At 54.4% G+C, this 1096-nt stretch carries 2 protein-coding genes; both read right to left on the reverse strand.

Annotation, left to right across the window (positions count from 1 at the left end):
* The coding region (locus tag FA727_RS25710) for a reverse transcriptase family protein (RefSeq protein ID WP_136833928.1) at positions 1–377 on the reverse strand (377 nt) is incomplete at its 3' end.
* An 84-nt stretch (positions 378–461) separates the two neighbouring features.
* Positions 462–1096, reverse strand: a 635-nt coding sequence (locus tag FA727_RS25715; RefSeq protein WP_158318985.1) for a retropepsin-like aspartic protease, incomplete at its 5' end; no start/stop codon positions are given.

Genomic DNA, 1096 nt, shown 5'->3' on the forward strand with positions numbered 1-1096 from the left:
AACGAAGTTTTGATCTGATCCTCTTCTTTCAGAGATATCTGATGATATCCTGAGTAACAATCGAGGAAACAGAGTAGGGTGCACCCGGCGGTGCTGTCGATGACTTGGTCGATGCGAGGAAGCCCAAAGGGATCCTTCTTGCAGTGTTTGTTGAGATCGGTATAATCAACGCACATTCTCCATTCATTTGAATTCTTTTTCCTTACAAGAACCGGATTGGCTAACCAATCCGGATAAAAGACTTCTTTAATGAAGCCGGCTGCTAATAACTTAGCTAGCTCTTTCTTGATGGCTTCCCGACGCTCTGTGGCGAATCTTCGGAGGCGCTGCTTTTTGGGCTTTGCGCTCTCGTTGAGGTCTAGCTTGTGCTCGATCAACTCTCTGGGGACTCCAGGCATGTCGGAAGGCTTTGTAGCAAAGATGTCCGCCTGGGCTCGCAGGAAGTCGACGAGCGCGCTTTCCTATGCAGGAGTGAGGTTGGAGCCGATCACGGCTGTCTTTGATGGATCTCCGGTTTGGAGATCGATCGTCTTTGTTGCGACCTTCTCCACAGGCTTGATAGCCCGTGTCTTCTTCTGCGTCGGGGCGTCATCGTCCTCTGCGACGACGGCTGCGGCCAAGGGTTGGAGCTCTTGGCGATCTATGGTGGACGCGGCTCGGACGGCGTACTCCACTGCTTCTTTGTCGCAGAGGTAGAAGCGCTTGATATCACCGCGAAGGGAGAGAACGCCGTGAGGCCCTGGCATCTTCAACACCAGGTAGGTGTAGTGGGGGATGGCCATGAACTTGGCCAATGCTGGTCGCCCGAGGATGGCGTGGTAGGAAGTCTCGAAGTCTGCAACTTCGAATTTAATGAACTCTGTACGGTAGTTGGATGACGTACCGTACGTGACGGGCAAGGTGATTTGCCCGAGGGGGATGGCGGCCTTCCCAGGCACGATGCCGTAGAAAGGAGTATCCGCCGGCTGCAGCGTACTCGTGTCGAGGCCCATGGACTTCAGCGTCTTGGCGAAGATGAGGTTGAGCCCACTGCCTCCGTCGATCAGGACCTTGGTGAGCCTGCTGTTTGCTACCACGGTCTCGAGGACAAGGGGAT

The sequence above is a fragment of the Robertmurraya kyonggiensis genome, from assembly GCF_005116465.1.
Classification (GTDB): domain Bacteria; phylum Bacillota; class Bacilli; order Bacillales; family Cytobacillaceae; genus Robertmurraya; species Robertmurraya kyonggiensis.